Annotated in this window: 23 protein-coding genes and 1 tRNA gene; 15 read left to right on the top strand and 9 right to left on the bottom strand. The window is 58.1% G+C overall.

Features of this window, described 5'->3' with window-relative positions; genetic code table 11:
• Positions 1-500: 500 nt before the first annotated feature.
• Positions 501-577 (bottom strand) — tRNA-Thr (locus tag AAFG13_RS04805).
• A gap of 129 nt (positions 578-706) precedes the next feature.
• Positions 707-1,645, bottom strand: coding sequence for an ImmA/IrrE family metallo-endopeptidase (locus tag AAFG13_RS04800; RefSeq protein ID WP_342711284.1), 939 nt, complete (start codon positions 1,643-1,645; stop codon positions 707-709).
• Between the two features lie 331 nt (positions 1,646-1,976).
• On the opposite strand from AAFG13_RS04800, the gene AAFG13_RS04795 reads away from it, so the two are divergent.
• A complete protein-coding gene (locus AAFG13_RS04795) occupies positions 1,977-2,234 on the top strand; it encodes a hypothetical protein (RefSeq protein WP_342711283.1) in 258 nt (85 codons plus the stop codon).
• On the opposite strand, the gene AAFG13_RS04790 is transcribed toward AAFG13_RS04795, so the two are convergent.
• Together AAFG13_RS04790 and AAFG13_RS04785 are read right to left on the bottom strand one after the other, a co-directional pair.
• Positions 2,231-2,356, bottom strand: a complete 126-nt coding sequence (locus tag AAFG13_RS04790) for a hypothetical protein (RefSeq protein WP_342711281.1) — start codon at positions 2,354-2,356, stop codon at positions 2,231-2,233. The genes AAFG13_RS04795 and AAFG13_RS04790 overlap by 4 nt on opposite strands.
• Positions 2,357-2,566: 210 nt before the next feature.
• Positions 2,567-2,749, bottom strand: coding sequence for a helix-turn-helix transcriptional regulator (locus AAFG13_RS04785; RefSeq protein ID WP_342711280.1), 183 nt, complete (start codon positions 2,747-2,749; stop codon positions 2,567-2,569).
• Positions 2,750-4,570: 1,821 nt separating this feature from the next.
• Here AAFG13_RS04785 and AAFG13_RS04780 point away from each other — a divergent pair.
• The 5 genes from AAFG13_RS04780 to AAFG13_RS04760 all read left to right on the top strand — a co-directional run bounded on the left by AAFG13_RS04780 (position 4,571) and on the right by AAFG13_RS04760 (position 7,912).
• On the top strand, positions 4,571-5,323 hold the full coding sequence (locus tag AAFG13_RS04780) for a hypothetical protein (RefSeq protein ID WP_342711279.1): 753 nt from the start codon (positions 4,571-4,573) through the stop codon (positions 5,321-5,323).
• A gap of 98 nt (positions 5,324-5,421) precedes the next feature.
• Positions 5,422-5,700, top strand: coding sequence for a DNA-binding protein (locus AAFG13_RS04775; protein WP_342711278.1), 279 nt, complete (start codon positions 5,422-5,424; stop codon positions 5,698-5,700).
• A gap of 257 nt (positions 5,701-5,957) precedes the next feature.
• Positions 5,958-7,163, top strand: a complete 1,206-nt coding sequence (locus tag AAFG13_RS04770; RefSeq protein WP_342711277.1) for an AAA family ATPase — start codon at positions 5,958-5,960, stop codon at positions 7,161-7,163.
• 265 nt (positions 7,164-7,428) lie between these two features.
• Complete coding sequence (locus AAFG13_RS04765; RefSeq protein WP_342711276.1) at positions 7,429-7,677, top strand: hypothetical protein; 249 nt, start codon at positions 7,429-7,431, stop codon at positions 7,675-7,677.
• A complete protein-coding gene (locus AAFG13_RS04760) occupies positions 7,670-7,912 on the top strand; it encodes a hypothetical protein (RefSeq protein ID WP_342711275.1) in 243 nt (80 codons plus the stop codon). The genes AAFG13_RS04765 and AAFG13_RS04760 overlap by 8 nt, the downstream gene beginning before the upstream one ends.
• Positions 7,913-8,077: 165 nt before the next feature.
• On the opposite strand, the gene AAFG13_RS04755 is transcribed toward AAFG13_RS04760, so the two are convergent.
• Genes AAFG13_RS04755 through AAFG13_RS04745 form a run of 3 tightly spaced genes read right to left on the bottom strand, consistent with a single transcriptional unit; the run spans position 8,078 to position 11,426 of the window.
• Positions 8,078-8,974, bottom strand: coding sequence for a plasmid partitioning protein RepB C-terminal domain-containing protein (locus AAFG13_RS04755; protein ID WP_137481807.1), 897 nt, complete (start codon positions 8,972-8,974; stop codon positions 8,078-8,080).
• Between the two features lie 3 nt (positions 8,975-8,977).
• The gene (locus AAFG13_RS04750) at positions 8,978-9,856 is read right to left on the bottom strand and encodes a ParB/RepB/Spo0J family partition protein (protein ID WP_342711274.1); all 879 of its coding nucleotides are present in this window, start codon (positions 9,854-9,856) and stop codon (positions 8,978-8,980) included.
• Positions 9,834-11,426: a recombinase family protein gene (locus tag AAFG13_RS04745; protein WP_342711273.1), complete on the bottom strand. Its 1,593-nt coding sequence runs from the start codon at positions 11,424-11,426 to the stop codon at positions 9,834-9,836. Before AAFG13_RS04745 ends, AAFG13_RS04750 begins: the two co-directional genes overlap by 23 nt.
• A 68-nt stretch (positions 11,427-11,494) precedes the next feature.
• Here AAFG13_RS04745 and AAFG13_RS04740 point away from each other — a divergent pair, with 68 nt between their 5' ends.
• The 7 genes from AAFG13_RS04740 (at position 11,495) to AAFG13_RS04710 (ending at position 18,936) form a co-directional block, all read left to right on the top strand.
• Complete coding sequence (locus tag AAFG13_RS04740; RefSeq protein WP_342711272.1) at positions 11,495-11,944, top strand: hypothetical protein; 450 nt, start codon at positions 11,495-11,497, stop codon at positions 11,942-11,944.
• A 1,147-nt stretch (positions 11,945-13,091) separates the two neighbouring features.
• On the top strand, positions 13,092-13,730 hold the full coding sequence (locus AAFG13_RS04735) for a hypothetical protein (protein ID WP_342711271.1): 639 nt from the start codon (positions 13,092-13,094) through the stop codon (positions 13,728-13,730).
• Positions 13,731-14,010: 280 nt separating this feature from the next.
• Positions 14,011-16,230, top strand: coding sequence for an AAA family ATPase (locus tag AAFG13_RS04730; RefSeq protein WP_342711270.1), 2,220 nt, complete (start codon positions 14,011-14,013; stop codon positions 16,228-16,230).
• Between the two features lie 47 nt (positions 16,231-16,277).
• The gene (locus tag AAFG13_RS04725) at positions 16,278-16,463 is read left to right on the top strand and encodes a hypothetical protein (RefSeq protein WP_342711269.1); all 186 of its coding nucleotides are present in this window, start codon (positions 16,278-16,280) and stop codon (positions 16,461-16,463) included.
• A gap of 89 nt (positions 16,464-16,552) precedes the next feature.
• The gene (locus tag AAFG13_RS04720; protein ID WP_342711268.1) at positions 16,553-17,260 is read left to right on the top strand and encodes a hypothetical protein; all 708 of its coding nucleotides are present in this window, start codon (positions 16,553-16,555) and stop codon (positions 17,258-17,260) included.
• Positions 17,261-17,447: 187 nt separating this feature from the next.
• The gene (locus tag AAFG13_RS04715; RefSeq protein ID WP_342711267.1) at positions 17,448-17,816 is read left to right on the top strand and encodes a hypothetical protein; all 369 of its coding nucleotides are present in this window, start codon (positions 17,448-17,450) and stop codon (positions 17,814-17,816) included.
• A gap of 832 nt (positions 17,817-18,648) precedes the next feature.
• Complete coding sequence (locus tag AAFG13_RS04710) at positions 18,649-18,936, top strand: DUF5658 family protein (protein ID WP_249132423.1); 288 nt, start codon at positions 18,649-18,651, stop codon at positions 18,934-18,936.
• Positions 18,937-19,077: 141 nt separating this feature from the next.
• Here the strand turns inward: AAFG13_RS04710 and AAFG13_RS04705 are convergent, their stop codons facing one another.
• Positions 19,078-19,998, bottom strand: a complete 921-nt coding sequence (locus AAFG13_RS04705; protein ID WP_342711266.1) for an alpha/beta fold hydrolase — start codon at positions 19,996-19,998, stop codon at positions 19,078-19,080.
• Between the two features lie 148 nt (positions 19,999-20,146).
• On the opposite strand from AAFG13_RS04705, the gene AAFG13_RS04700 reads away from it, so the two are divergent.
• Both AAFG13_RS04700 and AAFG13_RS04695 read left to right on the top strand, forming a co-directional pair.
• Positions 20,147-20,617 (top strand): helix-turn-helix domain-containing protein, encoded by a 471-nt coding sequence (locus AAFG13_RS04700; RefSeq protein WP_342711265.1) that lies wholly within the window; start codon positions 20,147-20,149, stop codon positions 20,615-20,617.
• An 85-nt stretch (positions 20,618-20,702) separates the two neighbouring features.
• On the top strand, positions 20,703-20,870 hold the full coding sequence (locus AAFG13_RS04695; RefSeq protein ID WP_176531327.1) for a hypothetical protein: 168 nt from the start codon (positions 20,703-20,705) through the stop codon (positions 20,868-20,870).
• A 12-nt stretch (positions 20,871-20,882) separates the two neighbouring features.
• On the opposite strand, the gene AAFG13_RS04690 is transcribed toward AAFG13_RS04695, so the two are convergent.
• On the bottom strand, positions 20,883-21,701 hold the full coding sequence (locus AAFG13_RS04690; RefSeq protein ID WP_342713548.1) for an aminoglycoside phosphotransferase family protein: 819 nt from the start codon (positions 21,699-21,701) through the stop codon (positions 20,883-20,885).
• Between the last annotated feature and the right edge of the window lie 145 nt (positions 21,702-21,846).

Genomic DNA, 21,846 nt, shown 5'->3' with positions numbered 1-21,846 from the left:
CTTGAACTGGAGGGCGAACTACCAATTTGCCTATCGCACTTTGCAAGAGTTTGAAATTACACTGACTTTCGAGACGTGCTCAATGAGAATTTGGACCTTTTCTCGAATGATCGGTCACCACTAAAGTCTCAAGTACGTGCTCGTGGCCCAAATTCTGCCGCCACGCCTTGCGCGGCCCCGAACGGCGCGCAATTCGTTGCTCGTCGCCAATGACCACCAGAAGTCACACGGGGCGCCCCCTTGCTTGATCTGTCCGGCATGCTGCGGCGGGCCGCTCTGATCCTGAAACGTCTGCTCGGCAAGACCGACGACCAGGCCACGGCATACATCAAGTGCCAGGGGTGGAAAGCCAGCCTTGCAATGTATACCGACACCAAAGGCTTTCCGGGGCCTCAGAGGCAAACTGACCTCGGAAACCATCTCGGTATTTTCTCCAGATTGCAATTTCACAATAGTCCACTATCTATGGTACATAAAGCATACGCCTCGTGTTCAATGGGTGGTGCGCTCGACAGGATTCGAACCTGCGACCGTGGCCTTACGAGGGACCTGCTCTATCCAGCTGAGCTACGAGCGCGTTGGGTTGTTGGCTTTGGCCTTCGGCGTCTGATCAGTGTTCCAGCACTGATCAGACGTCCCCACCCGCTTCTTCCGTCCGGGCAGTTCAGGCGACGCGCCTACATCTCTCTCGATCAATCCTCCTCACCTAAAGAAAACGCGGCGTTTCTGCCGCGCTTGGGAAGCGTGCTTCGCTCCGATATTTCGCCCACATCACCTTGGCGGCGAAGCCCGTCATGCCGCACTGATTGGCCGCATCCTCGGAATCACTAAACAAGGGCAGATGGCGCGGCGACATCAACAGCGTGCCGGCGAAGGTGTCGGCCTGCCACTCGGCATCACGATAGATCTCGTCCGTATCCTCCCGCGTGCGCGCCATGGTGATGGTCCGGTGCAACAAGAAGTGCGCCAGCTCGTGGCAGGCGGTGAACCTGTCACGGCCGTTCCCCTCCCAAGCGCCGCAATACACGTCCTCACGAAGTGCCAAGCCCATGGTTCCGCCGATCACGCGTCCCTCGTCATCGCCCATCGATTCGCGATCGCGCACGTCGATGAAGAAGCCGTCGAAGACCTGACCGAGGCGAAACTCGAGGACATCCATGATCGGAAACTCGACGTGGTCGTCCTCGACGAATGCGGTGCGAACCTTGTCGGCGAAATCCCTCAAGGCCGGCGTCGACATTGGCGGCACGATGATGCCGCGCCGCTTGCGCTGAAAGGGCTGCTCTCCAGAGACCGATTTCAGCACTACCTTCTTCAACTTCGCCATCAGATCGGCCGGCACGGAGTCGATACGGCGCGCAAAGGCCGCTACCAGTTCTCGCTGGTCTTCGGGAAGGCGCTCGATCTTGACCGTCTTCCTTGTCCGGTCGGCAGCGCGCCGCAACTCGGCAAGCTGTTCAGCCGTCAAGTCCATTGCCACGCCGACAGCGCGCACATGCCCATCAGGGATGGGCTTCTTTCCTGTTTCGACCGCGGACAGGAACGCTACGCTCAGCTTCGTCCTTGCCGCCAAATCCAATAACCTCATGCCCTTTTCCAGCCTGAGCTTCCTGGCTGTTACTCCAAATGGTGTGAGACCACTCATCGCCATCCTCCTCGCTGCTCTTGTCGCCGCCCCACACAAGATAAGGTAGGTCAACGGCCCATTCAACCCAATCGGTTCAAATATTCCCTAAAATGGAAGAATCTATCGGCCTTCTCGGAAGAACGCGCGAAGGCGATCAACCTATTGAAATTTAACAGATTATCGTGCCGGAGAAGCGCTCAAGGTCTGGCCCCGAATACCGCAATGACCTTTCTAAGATCTCGTCCGGCGCGGCCCTCCCGCTCAACTTCCTCATCGTCTGGCCGACGAATCAGCTCAGAAGTTCCGGCTGGCGCAGCACACGCAGCCATTGTCAGCGATCAGCACGTCGATGACGCTACTCACGCGATCCCCTCTGGGCGAGGCAGGGGATACGCACACGGGCGCACGTCGTGGCGCACGTATCCCCGATGAACATCGCATCTTCGCGGGACTTCTCGTCGCCGCCGGCGCAGTGACACCGACCGAGATAGTCGCCAAGGGCGTGGTTGAAGGGAACGGAAGTGGCGAGACCGATCACGGCATTCGTCACCACCTCAACCAGCGACATGACGAGGGACTGCTCCATCAGATCTGGCTCACCGTCTAGCTCCCAATGCCGAAGCCCGGCAGCGCGGTCTTCGTGCCACCGCGGCTGCGCTCCTCCCACCGAGCGATGGTCGCATCGATGTCAGCGTAGAGCTGCTCGACGGTCGGGTCGTTGGGGGTCATCAAGCCGTTTGCTCATGTGCTTCTCCAGGCTCGTCGGGCGCATAAACGGCTTCGCCGGCGATCGATCGTAGATTCCGGCCGTGGCCTTTTGGCCCTTTCGCGCAAAGCGTAATGCAATCAATGCCGTTCGGAGGATGAGATATCCGCGCGTAAGGGCCTGCTTGGCGCAATAGATCGCTCGGTAGGTCCATCTCGCTTTCAGCGGCGCGCCTAAGCGCCGTCGTCAAGCAGCATGTGCGCTTTGATCTTAAGGCCACGTGCAATCCGGGCAATGTTGTCGATCGAGACATTTCGCTCAGATCGCTCAACCCCGCTTAGGTAAGTGCGGTTGATACCGCACTCGTGTGCCAGCATTTCCTGACTAAGGCCCTGCGCAGCCCGGAGCCGGCGCATGTTTCTCGCCAAAACGTCCCGAAGCGGCCCCTTGTGAGTCTTTTTCACATCAGGATTTCGGGCCTTTGCCGCTTTTAAGACTACCGCTTTTAAGTTACATTCGGTTTGCGCAGACGGGTTAACAGAAGTGACGGCCGGCCCAGGCCCCGTTCAGGATTTGATGATTATGGATGCTACCTTCGCTAAGGGGATTCTCATCGCTATCGCAATGTCCCTGCCCGCTCACGCCCAGCAGAGCCAATCCGCCCCAGATTTCTCGTCATTTGGCGTGCCTGTCGAAACGATCAGACCCATGCGTCCGGCCGCGTCGCCAGGTCCCCTCGCAGGGCGTTGGCCACCTCATGTTTGCGCCGAGATTCAGCGGGTAGAAACCACCGTTATTTCAGGCGCACTGCCCGATGATCGAGCAATGAGCCGCATTGGGCTGTTGATGCTTGAGCAACTTCATTGTGGCATTGACGTCAGCAAGAAACTCGCGGCTGACCAAGCGGTTCTCACCGACTCGCAACGACGGGCACAGCGGGATTATGAGGAGAATTTGGCTGCGGCGCGAGCGGCGCCCTCGCCCCAGGAACCTATTATCGTGCAGGCTCCCCGAGCGGCCCATGAGTCAGCCATTCCAGATCCTTCTCCTCCACTGAATTGCTTTACCACTCGGTTGGGAGGCGGCATGTCGACCACGACTTGCCGCTGACCACTTGCGCGCCATGGGTCGCAGGTGTCTGTGCCAGCGCCCGCGTCATTCCGTCTGTGCCAAACGACTAACTGTGCCAGCGGATCTGTGGCACCGCGCGCCATCAATTACCCGACCCAGACGCGTGTGCCACAAACTTCACCGTGCTGACACACAACGCAGACCAATCAACCCCTCGTCTGGCGATTGCTGCCCTTGAGCGGCTTCGGGAGTTCGCTCTCGCGAGAAATAGAAGAAAATGAGCAACGAAGTTGTTTGTCGGCACTGCGAAACCCGGAACCGCGTCTCGCAGTTCTCGGTTAGAAAGCTGCCTTCGTGTGGAAAGTGCGGCAAGCCTCTGCCCGAACCAATCTGGATAAGAACTCTCCGCCCGCTCTATCGCTTCCCCCGGACCTTCATTGTTACCGCCATCGCGCTCGCGATTGCATGGACAAACAAGGAAAGCCTAATTGACGCCGCGTCAATGACGATCTCTTGCGCGCCCCAACCCGCCCCAGGCACGGGGATCTTTGCACGCTACTCCAGCATAGAGCGAACCGTACCGTTCTTTGTTGAGGCCCCGAACGGCTCGCAGTATTTCGTCAAGCTGACCGATGCTCGGACGGATGCTCCGGTCATCTCATGGTTTATTCGCAGCGGTGATCGACTCGTGACGACAGTTCCTCCAGGAATCTTCAAGCTTAAGGCAGCGAGCGGAGAACTATGGTGCGGAGAGCCCAACTTATTCGGCGGTACCACTGACATCATAGAAGCGGGACGTACGATCGAATTTCGGCTTGGCACGGCTCACACTGTCAGCCTTGAGCTGCACCGCGACGGAAATCTTCGAATACATCGCATTAGTAGGGCTAAATTCTAGTCCGCAGTCGTTGTGCCACGTTGATGAATTGCCAACTGTGCCATGGCACGCGGCTTTCTGGCGACACGGATGAGGTCCACAGCCACGCCGCATGCCGCCCTTTTGCGGTCAATCGATGCGGACATAGGCTGCTTGAGCCCTGCTTGAGTACTGCTTTAAGCAGAAATTTCGTACGTCAGAGGACGCCGCCCCGCGTGAACGCGGCGTCTGTATCGCCGAGATGGTTACGGTGTGGCACATCCGGACGAATTGTGCTGACAACTAGCCTATGATCAAAACTACCAGAGAAGCTTTGCGCGCCCGGCCCGATCCAAAATGGCGATCTGTGGCCGACGCCGTTTTCTTAGAGTTCAGCGAGCTGTCCCCGAATCAAAGGCGGTTTTCGCTTGACTATCGATGGACGAATGCACCTGTTTCAGTCGACGTAGACAGCGCCTCTCGAACATTTAAGGTCAGCTTCCGCAATGGCGGAGCCATACAGCTTCCGCCTTGGGAGTTGCTAAAGGCGGAGAACCTACCCGAGAACGCCCTCGTGGCGGCACTCGTCTTTAAATCGGTCTCTGCAATTTGGCACTCCATGATCGACCAATTCGCGGCCTCGGTCGTTGAAGGTAATTATAGGCTCTTTGGGCGGCTCGACGATCCGCGATCAGGTTTTGAGGAAATTCCCTGCGACCATTGGCGCCTTTACCGCGTCACTGATTGGCTAGCCGGATCAGGAACTGGTCCCGAACAGCGCCGCGCGTGGAGCCTGCACGCACTACGACAATCTCTCCTCAAAGTCTCGTCAGGAAGAAAGCCGGTGTATGATCAGGACCTCGTCAACGACGAGGTTCAACGCCTCTTCAAAACTCATGGCCGCTTTGGCCCAGGTAAGAAAAAGGGATGGAGGACGCGCGCTGATTTGGAAGAGCGGATCGCGCAGTTTTTCTACAATAAACTAAGGAAAAGCCCGTCAAAAAGCGTGCTGCAAAAGCTGGCTGCTCGTGGGATCGAGGCTTATGAGGCTAAGTCAACCTGACATTTCCGGCCCATTTCCGGCCTTCCCGGCCTACAATTCAGAAAACTCGATGTAGTCCTGCTGTTCACTTGCTTCCTCACGAACAGCCAGGAACAAAAATGCCATTCAATCAATCCGCAGATCCTGCGTTTCGCTTCGAGCTAGGCCAGAACAGCATTGTTGCTAGCGTGAATGAGACGATGGCAGCGCTCAAAATCGGTCGCGCCAAGACATACGAGCTCCTGAACTCGGGCTTGCTTGAAAGCTATCTGGAAGGCTCATCTCGCAAGATTACATGGCGAAGTATTGAATTTTACATCGAACGCCGGCTCAAAGAGGAAGCGGAGCGCCGCGCTCACAACGCTGAAGCGGCAAAGCATCGCAATCGTGTTCGCTGAGACACTCGTATGCTCGCTCGCCCACGCCTTCCCAACCGATCTTTCGCCCAAACTGTCGCATTCGGAGTTGAGGGTTCACATTACCGCTTGATCGTTAGCTTCTTTACGGACACCCGGCTGGGACGGACTTTTGTAAGCGATGATCGCCCCAACCTCCGACTCGACGTTCCGGCATTCCCAGAGGCCAAAGCGGTCAACGAGGCTCCAGCAAGGGTACGAGAACTCGATCTGCTCGCGCCAGAAGTGCAGGTTGGCACATGACGATCATGGATGCCGAATGTGACGACGATTTCCAACGTCGCGTTCACAATGGCGTTCGCAAAATGGAATTGCTGGATCCTCGAGATTCCTGGAAGCACACCGGTGAGCCCCCACCCGTCCAGAGCCCGAATGAATATGGCCAGATCTGCCCCGAACACCTTGTGCGCGCCCCGCTCGGGCTACCGTCCAACCTGCCGTTGACTGTTAAGGAATGGCGTTCCCGAAAGATCGACGAGCCGGATCTTCTATGTGGCAGCTGGCTGACGACAACCAGTCGGGTATTGGTCACTGCAGCAACCGGGCTAGGCAAGACTAATTTCGCGATAGCCCTAGGACAGGCGGTTTCCTCGGGTGCAGGTTTCCTGCATTGGACCGGCCGACGCCCTGCGAATGTTCTCTACATCGACGGCGAGATGAGCGCTCGCCTGCTGCGCACGCGCTTGATCGACGAGGCGGCCCGCCAGGGTGATGACCCCAAGTTCTTCTTCGCACTCAGCCACGAGGACATCCCGAATTTCCAACCGTTGAACACGATCCCCGGACAGGAAGCGATCGAGCGCCTGATCGACGAGATCGGCAGCGTCGACCTGATCATTTTCGACAACGTGATGTGCCTGATCGCTGGCGACCAGAAGGACACCTTGCCGTGGCAGCAGACCTTGCCTTGGGCGCTATCGCTGACCCGGCGCGGCATCGGGCAAATCTGGATCCACCACACCGGTCACGACGAGACCCGTGGCTATGGCGACAAAGCCCGCGAATGGCAGATGGACACCGTTATCCACCTCGAGACCGCCAAGCGCGACGACACCGACGTGTCATTTACGCTGCAGTTTCGGAAGGCGCGCGAACGAATACCGACGACCCGGTTTGACTTCCAGGACGTCAAGATCGCGCTGGTGAACGATCGCTGGGAACATGAGCTGACCGATGCGCGCCGGCCGGGCAAGCTCGCCCCGCGCGCACAGAAGGCGCTGGAGGCGCTTTTGAACGTGCTGGCCGGTGACAAGGTCACTATGCTTCCAGGCAACCGCCGGGCCGCGCATCGCGACCATTGGGCTGCCGAATGCAATGCCCGCGGTCTGATCGACCTGAAGGGCAAGGCCAACAGCGCCCGCACCCTCATGAACACCTTCCGCCGCGAGCTCGTTGAGGCCAACCGGATCGCCTGCGAAGACGACCTGCAATGGGTGCTCCGATGAACGAGTTATCCACTGTTTCAGCGGCGGTCCGAAACAGTCGAAAAACAGTCGATACCGCAACAGAGCTAAATAGCCTGAAAACAGGGGTGAAACACTCAGAAACGACGTCAGAACAGCAGCCCGAAACAGTGAAACAGTCCCCTATAGGGGAGGCGAAACTGTTGCGCCCCTCGCGCGCATCCCTCTATCCACCCGCTCCGCACCGTCCGAACTCCGCCTTCGGCTACGTTCCGCCTTGTGCGTCGCTGATCACCGAGGACCAGTCATGACCGACGAGCCTACCCGCCAAGCCATCGCCGCCAAGGATCGATCCGGCAGGCTCACCGTCTCCGGCAAGCTCAAGACCGCACTCGACCTCATGCTGGAAGGCTCACGTAGATGCGACGCACCCACTGAGGCTGGAATGAAGCCGCACAGCCTCAGGGAAGCGCGCAAGAAACCTCACGTCAGGGCATATTGGAATCACGGTTTGCAGGTGATGCGAGAGAGCAAGGAATATTCTCGCGATGGCTGACGTCCGCGGCAAAAGCGGAAACGACATGGCCCGGGTGAGTGCGGCGAATGCCCTTGAGCAGCTGGCCGAGCCGAATGGGCTTGGTGGCATCGGCGGTGGCCGCGCGAGGGCGGGCTGGATGATCGATTTATCGGATGAGCCGCAGAGGCCCGGCTTGGTCATCGTCATGAACCCGGCGCTGCCGCGCCAGCAGTCTGCCGGCGAGATGATCGACGTCACACCGAATGACGAATGACGGAACGTCCATCCTCCGCATTATGTTGATATCGCTACGTTCTTTGGTGATTAGCTAGAAAGCCACGGTGAGAAGCCACGGTTGCGCTCACGTGTGATGGCCCACTCCCCGTTTTGCTGCCAGCGAGCTAAGCGTCGTACCGACCGAAACGCGAGGAAGCCTTGGTCAGGCTGCATCTGCTTCGGATTCGGTGATCCGTTGGAATTCGAACAGCAGCTCCTGGAAGTGCTTTGCGAGGTAGCCAACCACGCGCCCGTTGCGCAAAAGCTTGGACACGAAGCCGACAGCCAGCACAAGATCCAGGTGATCGGCGCCATAGGTCTGCTCTGCAACCTTAAATTCGCGGGCCAATGATGCAGATTCCCGCTCCATCAGTGCGAGCTGCTCGTCCGACAAACCCTTCGGCTGGCGCGGCGTGTAGCCGGCCGCCAACTGGTTCCGGGGCGTCGCGGCCACTAGTGAGCGCACATAGCTGTTGGAAAAATTGTTCATCGCGATCATCAATTCGGCCGCCTCGATCTGGCGGATCGGAGCGAGCTTGCGCAGTTCCGAAAACGAATGGAGCGTCAGGTGCTTCTCCTTTAGAAGCTCGACCGCCTCAGTGCAGATGCCATCCAAGAGTTTGCGGCGCCGGCGGATACTGGCGACGTCGACATTGAGCGCTTTAGCGATACGCGCCTCGGAAACGCCGTTTTCGATCGCTTTCAGGATCATCCGGTGCTCCTGGATGATCGCAATCCGGTTGACGCGCTTGTTGTAGGTGAAGGCTTCGTCCTCGGTCGACACCAGGCATTCAATCTCTGAAAACCCGCGATCCCGTAACACCTCAAGCCGCAGATGGCCGTCGAGCAGCAGGAATTTGCCGTTATTCTCGCGGCTGCGCGCCACTGCCGGAGGCTCGACAAGCCCGATCTCCGAGATGGAGGCCGCGATCTGGCAATATTTTGCCGAGCGCTTCACTTCTTCTGTTACGAGCTTTAACGGCTGGATGTCCGCGAGCCGGACTAAAAGGGTCCGTTCTTCGAAACCCATGCGAACCGAGATGTGCGGCCGGCGTGCCATAGGTTACCCTTGGTCATCCAGACGAAGCGCGAGATTCTTCGGCAAAGTATCAAGCTTCTCGGTCTGCAGGAGCTCCAGAAAGTCCGGTTCAGTCAGGAGTTTTCGTAAGGCTTCCAAGATGAAAACCAGCCGTGCTTTGGTGCTGTTTGACTTCCGGATCAGGATTCGTTTGCGATCGACGTCCTGCCGATAGGTGCGCAGCAGGGCATTGGAGCTGAGCGGGGTGCCGTCGGGACGGCGTGGACCGGCTCTGTATCCCTTGCCGCGGCGGCGCCGCTGCTCGATCAGCTTCTTGGCGGCCAATAGGCGCTGACCGCGCAGTAATTTCTCTTCATAAGCTTGTTGTAAGACGTCCTGGACGTCACTGTCTTGCGCCTGCGCTATTACGACGGCGACGCTAACCGGCATTTGCCCTGCTTCGACTGCGCGCAAGAGCCGGTGCTCGCCGCCTTCAAGCAGGCTGTTCACACCCTTGACGTACTCGACCGTGAGGCCCGTCTTGCGGGCAATGTCGTCGAACTCATAACCCCGCTGGCGCAGACCTTCGATATCATGCAAAAGGTCGATCGAGCGATGTTGGCGGCGAGCACAATTCTCGACCAGGCTCATGATCGCGCTGTCTTCGTTGGTAGCGTCGACGATCACAGCAGGTATCTCGCGCTGCCCGAGCGCCTGGTAAGCCGCAAGTCGTCCCTGACCGCAGACAAGCTCATAGCGCGGCTCGCCGTTACCCAACTTGTGCTTCACTGTGATCGGCCGCTTCAGTCCGAGCTCGGCGACGCTGGTAACAATCTCTTTGAAGATGCGGCGGTTTCGCGCCCGCGGGTTAACAACATCGATGGCGCCAATCGGAATAATCTCAATGGATTGACCCGAGCCCATGACTGACCTCCATCAATTGGGAGCGTGCGGCAAGCTCAAACAGCATATCGAGCGTGTCGAAACGGTAGGCATCGAGCGCAACCCCATTGTCTTCGGCAAGAGCAACGCGGTCGGCCGTCATCTCAAAGCGCGGAAGCAGATAATAGTCTAGGATGGCGCTGTTCATCTGGTTCATGCGGATTGCGACCGTAATATCGGGACGCAAGCCTGCGTCGAAACGGACCTTCCAACGATGAGAACCAGCCGTCGTCTCCTGCGACCGAACCACGCAGAGCGACGTTGTGAATTCATCGTTTACCGTTAAGAGATCTGTCTCCGGGTTCTGACAAACCGAGCCGCCGATTTCCTCGATACCGTGGATCGTTGCTGTGATCAGGTCCGGATACATTCGGCGCAGCGCGCGATTGATCTCGATGTAACGATAGTCCCGATCGGGCGTGAATCCGATCAGCTCATAGGCGCGGATTAGGCTGCCGAAACGAATACGGTATGCGCTGCTTGAGGGGCCGAATTCCAACTCATCGATGATCATTCCCGAAAGGAAACCGTGCTGCTCCAACAGGCCACGCAAGACGTCCAGTAGCTCTTCATCGGAGTATCGCTTACAACGTTCGGAGATAATCACCTGGGCTGCCCTGAAGGTTTCTTCTCCAACAATTGGTTCAAATGCCTGATCGTGCCTTATCCAACGTTCGGGAGGATTGTAGATTCGACGTCCTTTGAGCTTGCACGAGCATCTATTCCAGACATTGTTTCCGATGTACTTCTCGTTGATCAGAATCTGGTGGACGGCCGCCCGTGTCCATGAGCGATTAAGATCGGTGGAGATGCCCTTGCAATTGAGGTTTTCGGCGATCTCCGTTTCGTTCTTGCCTTGCCTAACGAAGGCATCGTAGACGAAACGGATAGTTTCGATCTCTTCCTCCGGACCCGGGATCAACACAATCCGGTCGGTTTGAATGCTCTTGTATTCGCCTCGCACAAGTTCGGCTTTGGCGAGGCCACTTTGATCGATTAACTGCCGTCGCAATCCATAGCCGGCGGGGCCGCCCTGCCGGTATCCTAGTTCGATCAGGCGGCGCTGCCCCGCGAAGACCTTGACCGACAGTTCGCGACTATATTCGCCCGCCATCGCACGCTTGACGCCCTTGACGATAGTCGAGACCGGGCTGCCGTCATTCTCGAATTGTTCAGCGCAGTAACGAACCGATATGCCCGCCCGCTTGCAGACATATTCGTAATAGGCGCTCTCATCGGCATCTTGAAACCGCCCCCATCGGCTGACGTCGTAGACTAGAATGGTCGAAAACTTCGCTGCAGCAGTTTGCACGTCTTCGATGAGCTGTTTGAGCGCGTCGCGACTATCCAAATTGAGACCACTTTTGCCGCTGTCTTCATAAGTCTTGTCAATCCGGAACCCATGACGCGCTGCATATTCGCGGATTGCTTGGGACTGGTTCGCTGTTGAGTATTGTTGATGATCTGTCGACATCCGCACATACTCTGCGGCTGACGTCAGGCCGTGATTTGACGGCATCTCAAATTTTTTATCGGAGGCCACCGGCAACATTGCTGCCCCACTAACGTCAAGAATGCATGATGCGGTGAGCCAAACTATAACGTAGCTCGGGGGGAAACATGTTTCCAAAAACGGGCAAGAAATTTCCGGGAGATGAAGGCGTTACATTTTCGACCTACGCGACCGTGATCGCGGATATCCTCAAGTCAGAGCTTGGAAGCAGTCATCAAGCGCATAAGACCTTGATGCGGTGGACGGGAGCCAATGAAAGGACAGCCAAGAATTGGCTTTCGGGATCAAACGGGCCGAGCGGTGAGCACCTGCTGCAGCTCATGCGCAATTCGGATCGCGTGTTCGAGTTTGTCTTGAAACTATCGCATCGACCTGCGGTGCTCTCCAATCAAAAGCTTGCCGAAATATGCAGCAGCCTCCGGATCACGGCTGACTTGCTCTCGGAAGTTATCGAGCCGAAAGACGGTTACGCCCAAAAGAGCGCCAGACAAAAGGATTCGGAAGTTGGCCGCTGTAAAACGCGCCATACTTTTGCTTCTGGTGGACGCCTCCGGTAGCGGTGCGGACTCTGTATTTTGGTAGGCTTCTGGTCCGGGGCGACCAACGCTGCGGCCGTCCTCACGTCGGGTGTCAGCCGTATTTCGGAGATTGGTCGGTCGCCTCACCGCCGTCTGTGATGCATGTGGACCGTGACAGAGGTCATCCAATCAGACGCTGCAGATTCAGTTCCTACGTTGCTAACCGTGGGGTCTTTTATTGAAGATCGCGCATTGCGAACCCGTCTGATGGCATTTGCCCCAGGTCGTCCCGATGGAATTACCGGGCAAACTCCCATTGCAAAGGGGCCGGATATCGCGCGCCTTCAGAACTCCTGGATGGATAGTCCCCATCGACATGTGATCGCCATGATTTCAGTCGGCGCCAAAGTTGGACCGCGACCAGATCGATCACGTCTTTCGTCTCAAGAGCCCGATCGTCCGATGCCAATTTAGGACTATTTAAAGCGGTGCGTTAGCCGCTAATATCCTTGAAGCCAGCAATGTGCCGTAGACGGCTAGTTTTCAGCTTTGGGAGGCGATCTTTCATTTCTTCTTTTTTCTAGAAGACCCGCAGACCTTCTATGGGCACGTGGACAGCATCGAAGAGATGGGCGGAGGCCGGATCGCCGTCCAGCTGGATGCCGTAGCTTCCGAATTTTTCGATCGTGATAGCCACCATTCGTCATCTGAAGAAGGGCTCGGGTTTCTGCGCGTCGTTTCCACTCTGCCGACTCTGCAAGATATGATGAACGACGGAGATCCACCCGCCGTAGGTGACTGGCTGGAGCTCCGCGTCACTCCAGACACGAAGCAAACGGGACCCTGGGTTTGGTTGCTTCAATTGCGTGACAACCGCTTTGTTGGAGGCCGTTCCATGGGCCGGCCGGCCAGGGGAAAGATCATTTGGCTCAGGCGACTAGCGCCCGCTTCGCAGCCAATATCTCCCTATCCGATCGGTGCGTCGGTACCAGCGCTCCGGGCGAAAGGCAGCGCCCTCAGATCCCGGTATTCGCTATTGAGTATTGTGCCCCCAGTGCCCCCAGCGCTCATCAATGCTTGTCTCCGCCGCTGGAGTCGGGTTTGGGGGTTAAGCCAATCGTTCGCCCTCGATGTAGGACAGGCAAGCTTCAACATTATTTGCCCAAGGGCGATAGAGCCCGGACCGATGCTCTACTTCGATGTTGGGCAACCAATATGGTTTCATTTGCACAATGTCCCTGCCGGGTTTTCTCCGCCACATTCCAATGGCGGTTTTGTCGTCCTGTCTCATTGGGATACGGATCACTATGCCTATGGTCGACAAAATCAGAGCTTCCACAAGAAGCACTGGTTCGCTCCCGCACAAACCTCGGTCGGTCCCAATGCTCATACGTTTGCAATGCAACTGCATAGTCTGAGACGCCTGCATCTCGTCGCGCCGGGCAAGAGCTCACGCAATCGCCGCGGTGCACGCATTATTCGCTGCACTGGCAATTCGGTGAATGGTAGCGGGTTGGCGCTGCACTTACGTGCGGTCGGGCGAGATATTCTTTTTACAGGTGACGCCGAATACCATGAGATCCCTTCGATGCGAGGAATCCGGTTGAGCGGCTTGCAACTTCCGCACCATGGTGGAAAGTTATCTGGCGTAGCCGCCATTCCGTCTGCACTTGCGGCTCCGGCGCGCGCTATCATTTCCTGCGGACGCCCCAATCGCTACGGGCATCCTAGCGTGGTCACCATCTCAAGCCACATGAAGGCGAACTGGAAAGTCGAGGTTACGGCCGCCATGCCTGGCGTTCCTCGAGGTGATCGGCGACTGTAAGATTCATCCAAGTAGATCACCAAGATATTTCGATCGTGAATAACCACGGTGTTATGCTTTAGCGCGCTGCACCCGTAGATCTTCTAACACCAGTGCGTCTTGGATAGCCGTCGTGAAGATGAACGTCTCCTACTGATCGAGCAATCGCGGGAGCGATCCGCGAACGCTCCAAGCAGATCCGGCTCCTCCGTACTTTGGCGCTCACCATGCCCTGCGTTGTCACTGGTCAGCCCTGCGAGGAGGTGGTTCATCATCCTAAAGGATTAGGCTGGGTTGCGGCGTGGGCCAGAAGGCACCAGACGAGACAGCAATCCCGCTCATTAAGCACATCCACGACGAATCCACCGGATCGGCGTCAAAAGCTGGGAAGCCAAATACGGCGCCCACCAAGACCTCCTGGGGAAGATACGCAACCGGACTTGAGGTTCTGCCACCAGAGCGGGTACAAGTACTGCCGGCTTATTTAAGGGGCATCACCTTGAAACTCGTCAATTTTTCCGTCGAAAACTTCCGATCGATTGCCAATAGCGGTGAGATTCCAGTCGAGCAGTTGACCGCCTTAGTTGGTCGCAACGAGAGCGGCAAATCCAATATTCTGCTTGCGCTTGAGGAAGCGAACCCAGACGGAGGTCGGAAGGACGTTGACCCGGTAAAGAACTTTCCTCGTGGTCGGCATCTCAACGAGTGTACGCCCGAGACCGTGATTGCTCGCACCACTTGGGACCTTGCTCCTGACGAAACACAAGAGATCGAGGAGATCGTCGGTCAGAGGATCACCAAGATCACGGTTACCAGGGCCTATGGCGCGGCTAACAACCGAGTCGGTCTAGAGGGCCTTACGGCCCCAACGCTCGACGCCAAAAAAGTAACCGCGCACTGGCGCCGCGCAGCTCCTGCGATAGAAGCCTCAGTCTCTGCGATTGCGGAAGCTCACGTGCAGGCCGCGAAGACTGCGTTCCAAAAACTTTCGGAAGCCATCGCATCTAACCAAAACTTCCCCAAAGCCTGGGCAAAGGATGTTGTTCAGGAGTCGAAAGCATTCAGGGCCGCGGTCGGCGCAGCTGGTGCCATGCTTCCGGAACAGCCAGACGAGTTGCTCGCCGACATCGAAGAGCTGGCGACAGAACTGGCAACCTTCCAAGAGCGCGCCGGAAAGGCCAGAACTCACGCTTTAGACCTCCTGCCGAAATTTATTTACATCGCCGATTTCCCCGAGCTGAGTGGACACCAGCATCTCGGGGAATATCTGAAGCGACGAGAGGATGGCGTTGTTCCTACCGAGGCCGAGCGCAATTTCAAAAAACTCGCGAAAGTAGCGGGTTTTGACATCCAAGAAATCCATAGCCTGCAGAAAGATCACGAGCGCCGTCAGACTTTGCTAAGCAGGGCCAGCGCACTCATTACGCAGGAAATGCGGCGGCTGTGGAAGGACCGTAAGATAACCGTCCGGCTTGCGCCCGATGGTCCCCACATCGACATTCTCATCTATGATGAAAACGCCGAATACCCGGTTGAAGTAAATCTCGATGAGCGTAGCCGCGGATTCCGATGGTTCTTCTCCTTCTACATCGCGTTTTCCGCTGATACTCAGGGCGGATCGGCCGAGGACGCCATTTTGCTTCTCGATGAACCAGGTCTATACCTACACGCTCGCTCTCAGGAAGATCTGCTGCAGCACTTCCGCGACGACTACAGCAATCAAATCATCTACACGACGCATTCTCCTTTCATGATCCCTCCGTCCGATATTGAAATCGTTCGCACGGTCAACATATCAGACAAGGGCACGGAGGTGACGAAGGACCCAAGCGGCGACACACGTACCCTTTTCCCACTGCAGGCGGCCTTGGGTTACAACCTCTCTCAGACCCTGTTTGTCGGTTCCGCAAATCTGGTTGTAGAAGGGGTGACCGACTTCTGGATTCTCTCATCGGTCAACGACTACCTCGCTGATACAGGCAAAGAACACCTGGTCGAGAAGATGGTTCTCACCCCGGCCGGCGGCGCCGGTAAGGTCAGCTATATGACCTCCCTGCTCGCTTCTCAGGACCTTGATGTGATCGTCTTGCTGGATGACGATAGAGCGGGCCGTGACCAGCGCGACGAGTTGGTGAAATCCAAGCTTCTTCGCGACGGCTCCATCGTATTTACCGGTGCGGCCTTCGCAACCGCTCCGTCAGAATCCGACATCGAGGACGTGATTGACCCGACCATCTACACCGACTTGGTCAACAAGACCTACTCCAAGGAGCTGAAGGGGAAGACGCTCAATCTCAATCCGGGCATTCCGCGTATCGTGAAACGGTATGAGCAAGCATTTGAAGCGCTCGGCATGGAGTTCTTCAAAACTCGACCAGCGCGAGAATTCATGACACAGATGGGTAAAGATCCGTCGAAGGTGCTCAATGCGTCGACCATTGAGGGGTTTGAGCGACTGATAAAAGAAGTCAACGCACGCTATGAGAAACACAAAGCAAGTGGACGAGGTGCGTTCGACTAAGTCCCGCCCTACGGCACTTCGCCCCTCCGGACCGGACGGATAGTGTCATGGTCGAGATGAAGGTTACCGCGGGACTCTTCCCGGGCTTCGATCATCTCCCTCGCCTGCTTCAACTGCTCAATCGCGGCCTCAAGAGCGGAGCGCACGACATCTCTGGAAATCTTGCGCGGATGATTGGATCGCCACGTCCAGAAGACTTTCATGAATTCGTCGAAAACGGTGGTGGTTGGTGAACCACCATACCATATTCCGAGCACAAGTCGGTTTTCAGCCAAGGTGCATGATGGTACGGCGCGAAGAGTTCAGCCTGTTCGGATGGTCGATGCAGATCCCCCTCTGCGACGACCTGTGGATGGGGATGCAGGCACGGAATATAGCCATAGTAGACCTCACCATTATCCGACCTATTGAGGCTGAAATCCTTGAGCTGTGGTGTAAGACCGAGCGAACCCCGCCAGAAATCATGGGGCTGTCAGGCATTAGCCAGATGTGGCTCTTCTCGCTCTACGAGTTTTTCAGAACCTGGAGGCAGAAGGCCAAACACATCATTAAGGTCGCGGACGAGTATCAGACCGTTCAGCCCCGGAAGCGGGAGAAGTTTCTCAAAGGTGTCCTGGATGTCGCCGAAAGTAAGCACAAGTTCGTTCAAAAGGTGCCGCGGTTCTACGTGGGGCAGCTTCAGAAAATTCCCAACGAGGATTTCGTGAAGGGCGTCAAGGACTATCTTGCCGACACGGAAGAGCTCTTCACCCACATCTCTCACGCGAGAATGATGCTGGCGAAGCACGAAATCATGGGGGCTCAGGGTTTCATGGCGGAGGCGCCAGGCTATGGCAGGCTCAACACCTTCACCGGCTCGATGTATTGGCAGTACACCCTGAAGGACCAGACCGTTGACGTTCTCGACCGGCGCAGCGTGGCGAACGCCTTTCTAGGCGTAGACGAGTCTGAAGAGAACTCGTCTGAGCCAGTCGAAGATGCCCCCCCAGAGAAGGGCTCCGAACAGGAAAGCTCAGCGCCTTCTTTTTGAGCGTACCGGCCTATTCCTTGAAGAACTTGATTTTGTCGCCGAGCGGGCTTCACGGCTGCGCTTCGGATTCAATCAACCTGTTCGACCCCGCGCTTATGGCCTGGGCATCAGCGGCGAGCTGTAGGGTTCTGAGAAGCGGCAGGTTTGATGGCACCGCCCCGCTCGCTGGGGACCTACCGGCCAGACCATGAAAAATCTCGTGAATGAGTTCGCGGGTGTGCAAGAGCCGACCACCGCCAAGGTGCGTTACGCCCTTGTTTGGAAATTGAAGGATCGCCACGGAATCGAGTTTGGCAGGGTCTACAGTCAGCCCAACAAAGACTTGTTTGATATGCTTTCGACCGCGCTCGAATTTGTCGGTGAAACGCTTCTCTCGCTTTTCCTTCGAGTCCGCGTCAAGCGAACATTCGACATGAACGAGGTGATTGCGGCCCATATGAATACCGACGACATCGAGCTCCCCGTCATGGCCCCCCTTCGGCCGCCGTCCCACGAGGACGGAAGTGCGAACGAAGTACCCGTTGTACTGAAGCCACTCCGAAACCAATTGCTCTAGATGATTCATGCCTCAACTATCGGAGCAAGTCCGGCAGCTTTGCAAACCCATTCACTAAAGTTTTAGCCATGCAGTTTCCGGCACGGGTGTAGCGGGACTCGTGGAGATCCTCGCAGTGATTAAACCCAGGATTGCCACGCCGTCGAACGGAACCATTGCCGGAGTGGATGACGACCAAACTCTCCACCATGCTTCGCATTTGGCAATCCTCAGGCGATACGCCGTGGTCGGGACCGTAGCTTTCCCAGACCATATCTTAGAAACCTGAATTGTTTCAGCACGGTTGACAGGACACCCCTTCCGCCAATGCACTGCGTGCCGCCGCTTTGCGATGTGGCGTATGCCGTCATGGTTGAACCCTTCGGCTTTCTTTCAATCGCAGCGTTGGCATGCTGCGCGAATATGTGGTTGGGCGCCAACATGGAACGGACAGAACTGCTCCGTCCGTTCATATGGCCGGGACGCAGATGCTATTCGCTCTATCTATTCCACATGGTTGCCTACGACGTGTTCATTGGCTTCGGCCGTCCGCTTGCAGGTTGCCTTGCACTTCCGGTTGTTTGCGTCTTGGCGGAGATCACCTGGCGCACGATCGAGTCCCCGCTGATCGGCTACGCAAGGAGGCGATTTGCGAGAGCCGGGCCAGCGGCGACCAGGGGCGCTGGTGTCGTTTAGAGCAAATGCAAGGGGGGTAACCGGAGCAGCGGTATGCTGACTGGCTGGGAGCCCATCCAGGTGCCGCGGTTGAATCCCCTGCCCAAACCAACAATTAACGAATCAGCATGAATGATGGGGTCGTTGCCAGTCTGGCGCTCGGCACCGAGGGGCTGAAATGAATTGGGTCAAGGCACTGCTGCTGCTTTCCGTGCTGCTCCTTGGATGCGCCGACCTCGCGACCACCAACAGGATCTTGGAGCTCGGGTTCGGCGAGGCAAACCCGTTCATGGAGATGGCCCAGACTTGGTTCGGCGCCTGGTGGCTGATCCCGAAATTAGGTTTGACGTTCCTCGTCATCGCGTTGCTTTGGCGCAGCCAAAGCCTTTCCAGGATTGCCCTTGTGGTGGCGTTTTGCTCAACGCCTGTCATCAACAACCTCGTCATTATCGCGGGCGCGAGCTGAACCCACACTAGTCCAGATATGGCGACGTGAGCGTCCTGCTCGTTTGCTGCGAGCAGGCATAACCCGATCAACGCCCGAACCCTCTGCAACCTAACCAGCGCCATTGCTGCCCTGCCCCCGCGCATGCGATCGGGCACGCAGTCAGGTCTGCCGGATGAACTCCGCGATCAGGCCGCTGATTTCCTCCGGGGCATCCTCAAGACAGTAATGCCCGACGCCGGCAAGACGCCTGACCGGTGCCGCCGGGAAGATCGCGGAAAACAGCGGCAGGAAATGCTCTGCGTGCAGCGTGCGGTCCGCCTCGCCCCAGATGGCGAGCGCCGGCCTGCTGCGGATCGCGCGGTCGGCGGTGGCATCCGGCGCGTCGAACCTGTGCGCACCGGTCGCAAAGCCCCTGGCCCATCCGATCGCGCCGAGGCAGTCGGCCGGACGTGCAAAGGGTGCGCCGTAGGCGGCGAGCCAGGCGTCGGTGATGACGGCGTTGTTCTCGAAACCATTGAGCTTGAGCGTGCTCAGGATGTTGAAGCCGAGCTGTCCGAGCACCGGCTCGAGCTCGCCGTTCGCCTCGGCTTTTGCGATCCATTGAAACCACGGCGAAGCCAGCGCATTGGCGGTGACGCGCTCGAACAGATCGCTCTGCCCGAACGGCGTCGGCCCGTTGGCCGAGATGATGCGGCGGATGCGGTCCGGATGCCTGGCCGCGAACCCCATGCCGACGGGGCCGCCAAAGTCATGCATGACCAGCGTGATGTCGGTGAGATCGAGCGCAAGGACCAGCGCTTCGAGATTGTCGACATGGTCCTGCAGCCAATAGCTGCGCTGCGCCGGGGTCGCGCTCTTGCCGAACCCCATGTGATCCGGAACGACCACGCGCTGCGTCGCGCTGAGGGCCGGCACCAGATGGCGAAACAGATAGCCCCAGGTCGGTTCGCCATGCAGGCAGAGCACCACCTCGCCGTCTCGCGGGCCTTCGTCGACATAATGCATCCGGAAACCTGGAGCCGCGCTGAAATGCGGCGTGAACGGAAAGGTGCCGGCGAAGCTGGCGTCGGGCTGGATCATGGCTTGGCCTCGGATGGTTTTAGATTGAAACCATCGTGTATCGCTTGTGGTTTTACTTTGCAACCGATATATCGAGACCCCGACGAGGCGGGTCTTTCGGGCCGCGCACCGATCAGAATTTGGATTGAGGAGCGTAAGGCGGACCACGATGGCGAAGCGAGTGAGCCACAGGGACTCGATGTGCGGCGTGGCCCGGCCGCTGGATGCGATCGGAGACTGGTGGTCGCTGTTGATCGTCCGCGATGCATTCGACGGGCTGCGCCGGTTCGGCGAATTTCAGAAGAGCCTTGGGCTTGCCAAGAACATCCTCTCCGCCCGGCTCCGCAATCTGCTGGCGCACGGAATCATGGAGACCGTGCCTGCAGCGGACGGCAGCCCGTATCAGGAATATGTGCTGACCGAAAAGGGACGCGGGCTGTTCCCGCTCCTTGTCGCGCTCCGGCAGTGGGGTGAGGATTTCTTCTTCGAGCCCGACGAAGCGCATGTGCTGCTGGTTGATCGAAAGAATGGACTGCCGGTGCGCCGCCTTGAACTGAGAGCGCAGGACGGACGCGTCGTTGGTGCAGAAGACACCATGGTGCGGCTGCCGCGGGCTTCACATGAGAACGGCAACGCGTGAGACGCGCGTGCGCCCTGCAGGATTGCTGCCAGCAACCGGATCTTAACCGTCCTTGCCGCAGCATCCGCGCGTGGAGGTTCGACCAATGCAGACATTCCGGATTTCGCTGAGCGATGGGGAGCGGAAATTCCACACGGCGATTCAGGCGCCGGATCCTGCGTCCGCGCGTATCAAGGCCGCCTACTTCTTCGACATATCGAAATGGCGGATCTTGAGTGTGTCGCTGAGCGGAGCCAGCGCCGCCGCAGCGTAGTCGCTGCGCACCCTACGCCGTCCGGTCGAGTTCAGCCGCGGCAAGGTTTGCAATCTGCAGGTCGATTTCGGCGAGCGAATCGTCATCGCCGAGGAACCACGCCGCCGACAAGCCGGTCCAGGCGACGATCCATGACAGCAAGCGACGGCGATCCAGCTTTGCTGCTTCCGCGACGATGTCGAGACGCCGGGCAAAACGTCCGGGTTCGGTCGCAACCGGCCGTGCCGGATCGGCAAGATCCGGATTGGTGAAGATGTTGACGAAATCGAAGCCGCGCTCGCCGACGAGATGCTTGGGATCGATCGCAAGCCAGCCGCGCGCACCGAAGTCGAGCACATTGTCATGGTGCAGATCGCCGTGCAGCACCACGATCTCGCGCTGATCGCCGAGCAGCGCTTCGGCGATGCCGGCCGATCGGTTCAGGATGCCGCCGTGCGCCCTCGCCGCCGGCCACAGCTCGCGAAACCAGTCTTTCAGTGGCGTCAAGTCCGGCCGCGGTTTCGCCCGCCGGGCGTGAAGCCTATCGGCCGTTGCACAAGGAATTCTGCAGGCCTCATCGTCCCGGCCGGTTCGCGCCATGTCGCCGAGCGAAGCCGGGCCCATCGCCCTCTCGAGCAGGAGCGCCTCGCCGTCACGGGCAAGGACGCGCGCCGCACCGTCGCCATCCCACCACTCCATGACGATCGCGCCGAGGCGTTCGTCCGGCTCGTTCGAGAGCTTGAGCATTGCCGGCTCGCCGTGCCGCCGCACCGGCAGCAACCGTGCGGCGCGCGTCACGATCGGGTCGCTGTCGGGGACGAGGCTCCAGGCCGAGAGATAGGGTTCGAACATCGGGCGGGCTGACCGGGTGACGGCAGCCGTCGTTCTAAGCATTGCCTGCGCGCGCCGCCACGCTGGTTCCCTGCGGCGCATCGTGGCAGGGCGCGCCAACCGGTTCCTGGCCGCCCCGCTCATGTTGGCTGATGACAGCCCCCAC

This window comes from Bradyrhizobium sp. B124 (genome assembly GCF_038967635.1).
GTDB lineage: Bacteria > Pseudomonadota > Alphaproteobacteria > Rhizobiales > Xanthobacteraceae > Bradyrhizobium.
Note: the sequence above shows the minus strand (reverse complement) of the source record. Positions and strands in the feature narration are given on the sequence as shown.